The following is a 476-nucleotide window of genomic DNA, read 5'->3' as shown; positions in this document are numbered from 1 at the left end:
AATTAAAATTTAATATATAGAGGGCATATTATGAATAATAAAATTGCAGTTATATATAAATCAAAATATGGTGCAACAAAAAGGTATGCAGGGTGGATAGCTCTTAAGTTAAATGCAGATTTATATGAATTATCAGATATAAGAGTAAAAGACTTGAAAGAATACGATACTATAATTTATGGTGGTCCATTATATGTTGGGAAAATTAAAGGTATAAAATTTATAATAAAGAATTATGAGCATTTAAAAAATAAAAAAGTTAAATTATTTATAGTAGGGATGAAAAATAATGATGAAGCTTATATTGATTCAATATTAAAAAATAATATATCTGAAGAAATATTAGAAAGTATATATACATTTTACTTTAGAGGAAAAATGTATTATAAGGAGTTAAGTATTAAAGATAAGATATTAATAACAGGCTTAAGGTCAAGTATATCTAATAAAAAATATACAGATATAACAAATGATGA

The 476-nt window shown here is 21.4% G+C and carries 1 protein-coding gene (running past one end of the window); it reads left to right on the top strand.

Going from position 1 to position 476, the window contains the following annotated elements; translation table 11 throughout:
• Positions 1 to 30: 30 nt before the first annotated feature.
• A protein-coding gene (locus tag G3997_RS07885; protein ID WP_296645195.1) for a flavodoxin domain-containing protein crosses the window boundary here: on the top strand, positions 31 to 476 show its 5' portion. Its footprint extends 46 nt past the window's final position; 446 of the gene's 492 nt are visible here — the first part of the coding sequence; the start codon lies at positions 31 to 33; its stop codon lies beyond the right edge, outside the window.

The organism is Romboutsia sp. 13368, from assembly GCF_018336475.1.
GTDB lineage: Bacteria > Bacillota > Clostridia > Peptostreptococcales > Peptostreptococcaceae > Romboutsia.
This window is presented reverse-complemented; position numbering and strand designations above follow the sequence as displayed.